This window comes from Micromonospora parastrephiae, assembly GCF_016802865.1.
GTDB lineage: Bacteria > Actinomycetota > Actinomycetes > Mycobacteriales > Micromonosporaceae > Micromonospora > Micromonospora parastrephiae.
Genome location: NZ_JAEVHM010000318.1, coordinates 1 through 3977, shown reverse-complemented (window position 1 = coordinate 3977; position 3977 = coordinate 1). Strand labels below are relative to the sequence as shown.

The following is a 3977-nucleotide window of genomic DNA, read 5'->3' as shown; positions in this document are numbered from 1 at the left end:
ACCTCGGCCTGCCGCGCGGCCAGCCAGGCCGCCTCGCGGGCGCGGGCGCGACGACGACGGCGCCCAGCCAGGGCCCGACCGCGCAGGTGGACGACGTAGACGGCCAGCAGCAGGAAGGTGACCCCGAAACCGACCCAGAAGCCGGGGCTGACGAACAGCACACCGACCAACTCGACGATGTTGAGCAGCAGCAGGGCGGCGAGGACGCGGCGACGCCGGTACACCGCAGGCGTGTGGTGCCGGCGGGGCGGTCGGCGGCGGGAGCGCTTCGGGGCGGGTGGCACGGCGCGCAGCCGGCCGGAGCGGCGGGCTGCCGGCGGTGCGGAAACCGGCACCACCAACGTGCCCGTAGTCGTGTCCTCGCTGAGGGTAACGACGAGTGAGCGCGGCGGGTGGACGGGACGCCGTCCCGGCACAGTACGGCGCCGTCGGCGGCGCTGGAGCACCCGCGCCGTCGACTGCGCCCGCTCCGCCACCAGCCGCTCGGTGGCGTCGTACCGGCGGACCAGCGCCGGGGCCAGGGCGAGCAGGCCGGCGGCGGCGAGGACGGCGAGGAGCACCGAGGTCGGCACCCTCACCCCTCCCGTCACCGAATTCGGAGCAACCGCCACCGGACCGCAGGATCTTCCACCGATCGCGCTCAGGTGCGTGGATCGTCCGGACTGGCAGCGCTTGCCGCAGCTTGCAGTTACTTGAGGTTACGGCGCGCCGACCGTCATGCCGCCGCGCCGCGCCGATCCCGTCCGTGGGACGGCTCACCGTGCGGCGGCGCGCACCCGGTGCCAGCGGGCCAGCAGGCCACCCTCTGCAGCGATCTCCTCACTGGTCATCGCGTATCCGATGTGGTCCCGCCAGGCGCCGTCGATGTGCATGTAGCGCACGTGGTACGACTCCTCGCGGAAGCCGAGCTTCTCCACCACCCGCCGCGACGGTCGGTTCTCCGGACGGATGTTGACCTCCACCCGGTGCAGCCCACCCGGGCCGAACGCGTGGTCGACGGCGAGCGCGAGCGCCGTCGGGATCACCCCCTGACCGGCGACCCCGGCGTCCACCCAGTAGCCGACGTAGCCGGAACAGAACGCCCGCCGCACGATGCTGCCCACGTTGAGGTGCCCGACCAGCCGGTCCCGGTCGGCCTCGCGCAGGCAGACCGCGAACGGCATTCCCTCGCCCTCGCGCGCCGAACGCCGCTGGTCGCGGTGCACCCAGCGGAACGCGGCCGGCGAGTTCAGCTCGTCCCAGCTGCCCGGCAGCGACGACTCCCAGGGCGCCAGCCAGGCCCGGTTGGCCCGGCGTACCTCCGACCAGGCCGCGGCGTCCGAACGCCGGTACGGTCGCAGCAGCACCGGACCGTCGACCAGCACCGCCGGCCAACCGGGCGCCCGGGCTGGTCCGAAGAGACTCACCCGCACAGTCTCCCGCGCGGACCGTGCCCTGCGCAAGTGGACCCGGGATCTCCCGACGACCGCGCGGCCCGGGAGCAGACCGTGAGCGGACGGATCGGGAAACCGTCACCGGCGACGGTCCAGCAGCAGGACGTCCACGGTGGAACCGGCGGCGGCGGTGGTGACCCGCTCGCCGAGCACCAGCAGACCGTTCGCCTCGGCGAGCCCGGAGAGGGTGAATGGCCCACCGCGCAGCGGCTGCACCGTGTAACCGCCGCCGCGCCGCTCGGCGACGTGCGCGGGCCGGAACTCGCGCAGCCCGCCCGGGGATGACACGGTCTCCAGCAGATGCGCCCGGACGCTGGGCCGGAAGACCGGCTCGGCGCCGGCGAGCAGTTGGATGGCGGGACGGGCCAGCACCTCGAAGCCGATCAGCGCGGCGCCCGGGTCGCCGGGCAGGCAGACCACCGGCACCTCCTCGGCGCCGACGGTGCCGAACCCGAGGGCCGTGCCGGGATAGAGCGCCACGTCGGTGAAGGTGACCGGCCCGGCGCGGCCGCCCTCGCGGCGGGACAGGATCCGGCGCACCATGTCGCCGGGGCCGGTGCCGGTGCCGCCGGTGGTGATGATCAGGTCGGCGCGCAGGGTCTGGTCCTCCAGCAGCCCGCGCAGCCCCTCCGGGTCGTCGTCGCAGATGCCCACGCGGTACGCCAGCGCGCCCACCTCGGCCGCGGCGGCGGTCAGCGCGTGCGAGTTCGCGTCCACCACCTGCCCCGGTTGGCTGCCCCGGCCCACGTCGACCAGCTCGTCGCCGGTGGCCACGATGACCACCCGCGGGCTGGGCCGGACCACCACGTGCCCGATGCCGGTGGCGGCGAACACCGCGACGAGCGCCGGGGAGACGTACGTGCCGGCGCGGGCGAGCAGGGTGCCGGCGGGCAGTTCCTCACCGGCGCGGCGGACACCGTACCCCCGCTTGGGGGTGCGGAAGATCTCCACGGCTGCCATGCCCTGGTCGGTCCACTCCACCGGGACCACCACGTCGGCAGCGACCGGCAGCGGCGACCCGGCGGCCACCGAGAAGCACGAGCCCGGGGTGAGCCGGACCGGGCGCCAGCTCGCCGCGCCGAGGTCGCCGACCACGTTGAGCCGGATGCTCCGCCCACCCGGTGTGCCGGAGGGGGCCGGGACGTAGCTCGGGCCCCGCCCCCCTCCGGAGATGTCCTCCCAGCGGGCCGCGTACCCGTCAACGGCCGCCTGGTCGAAGGCCGGGAACGCGTGCGGCGCGACAACGTCCTCGGCGAGGACGTTGCCGTGTGCCTGGGTGAGGTCGAGGTCGAGTGGCGGCAGCGCTCGTAACCTGCGCAGCACGCTGCCCAGGTAGTCGGCGAGCGGCGTCAACTCGTTCGCGGCCGCCTCGGCGTCGGCCGTCGCGGTCATGTACCAGATCCGCCTGCCGCGTCGGCGTTGACGAAGTCGGCAAGCCAGGACCGGAACTCGGCGCCGAAGTCCTCGCGTTCGGCGGCGATCTGCACCACCGTCTGGAGGTAGCCCAGCGGCATGCCGGTGTCGTAGCGGGTGCCCCGGTAGACGATCGCGTGCACCGGAGTGCCCTCGGTACGCAGCAGTTCCATGGCGTCGGTCAGCTGGATCTCGCCGCCGCTGCCTGGCTTGGTCCGCCGGATCGCGTCGAAGATCTTGCCCGGCAGCACGTACCGGCCGAGCACCGCGAGGTTGCTGGGCGCGTCCTCGGGCTGCGGCTTCTCCACCATCCCGGTCACCTTGACGACCTCTCCGATGTCGGTCAGCTCCGACTCGGCGGGTTCGACCGAGGCGATGCCGTAACGCTTGGTGTCGGCCGGGTTGACCTCGAAGAAGGCGAGCACCACACCGCCGGTGCGGGCCTGCAGCTCCAGCATCGCCGGCAGCAGCGGCTCGGACGGCTTGACGAACTCGTCGCCGAGCAGCACCGCGAAGGGCTGGTCGCCGACGTGCGACTCGGCGTACCCGACGGCGTGGCCGAGCCCGAGCTGCTCCGGCTGCCGGACCGTGTAGATCTCGGCCAGCTCGCTGGGTCGGCGCACGGCGGCCAGCCGCTCGGTGTCGCCCTTCTCCTCCAGCCTGGTCTCCAGGTCGGGGCGGCGGTCGAAGTGGTCCACCATCGACGTCTTTCCCCGACCGGTGATCAACAACACGTCGCCGATGCCCGCCTGGGTGGCCTCCTCGACGATGTACTGCAGGACCGGCCGGTCCACCACCGGCAACAGCTCCTTGGGCACCGCCTTGGTGGCCGGCAGGAACCGGGTGGCCAGTCCGGCGGCCGGGATGACGGCCTTGACCGCGACGGGACGGCCGGTTGCGGCGACCGTCGATGAGGGGTTCGCTGAGTGCTCCGACATGCCGCGAGACTATCGGCCACGGCTCTGCCGCGGCGGGTGTGGCCCAGAAGACGCGCCGCCGCCCGGTCCCGCCTGGTCGCCCCCGCAGGCGACATCCGTCCGATGGGGATCTCGGGCGCCGGCCGGCGGGGCGGGCGCTTGATGACGACGGTGGACACTCGGCCTCCGACTGCGCTGGGTAACCCGAGCCTGG

Annotated in this window: 4 protein-coding genes; all 4 read right to left on the bottom strand. The window is 73.9% G+C overall.

Going from position 1 to position 3977, the window contains the following annotated elements; translation table 11 throughout:
- Window positions 1-578: divisome protein SepX/GlpR (gene sepX, locus JNW91_RS30195; protein ID WP_203178895.1), on the bottom strand; the 578-nt coding region annotated here is incomplete at its 3' end.
- 177 nt (window positions 579-755) lie between these two features.
- Window positions 756-1406: a GNAT family N-acetyltransferase gene (locus JNW91_RS30190; protein WP_203178894.1), complete on the bottom strand. Its 651-nt coding sequence runs from the start codon at window positions 1404-1406 to the stop codon at window positions 756-758.
- 105 nt (window positions 1407-1511) lie between these two features.
- On the bottom strand, window positions 1512-2825 hold the full coding sequence (locus JNW91_RS30185) for a molybdopterin molybdotransferase MoeA (protein ID WP_203178893.1): 1314 nt from the start codon (window positions 2823-2825) through the stop codon (window positions 1512-1514).
- A complete protein-coding gene (locus JNW91_RS30180) occupies window positions 2822-3784 on the bottom strand; it encodes a UTP--glucose-1-phosphate uridylyltransferase (protein ID WP_203178892.1) in 963 nt (320 codons plus the stop codon). Before JNW91_RS30180 ends, JNW91_RS30185 begins: the two co-directional genes overlap by 4 nt.
- Window positions 3785-3977 lie beyond the last annotated feature (193 nt).

Bases quoted from the DNA above. Each gene is read 5' to 3' on its own strand.
- JNW91_RS30185 (WP_203178893.1), bottom strand. From the start codon at position 2,825: ATGACCGCGACGGCCGACGCCGAGGCGGCCGCGAACGAGTTGACGCCG.
- JNW91_RS30180 (WP_203178892.1), bottom strand. From the start codon at position 3,784: ATGTCGGAGCACTCAGCGAACCCCTCATCGACGGTCGCCGCAACCGGC.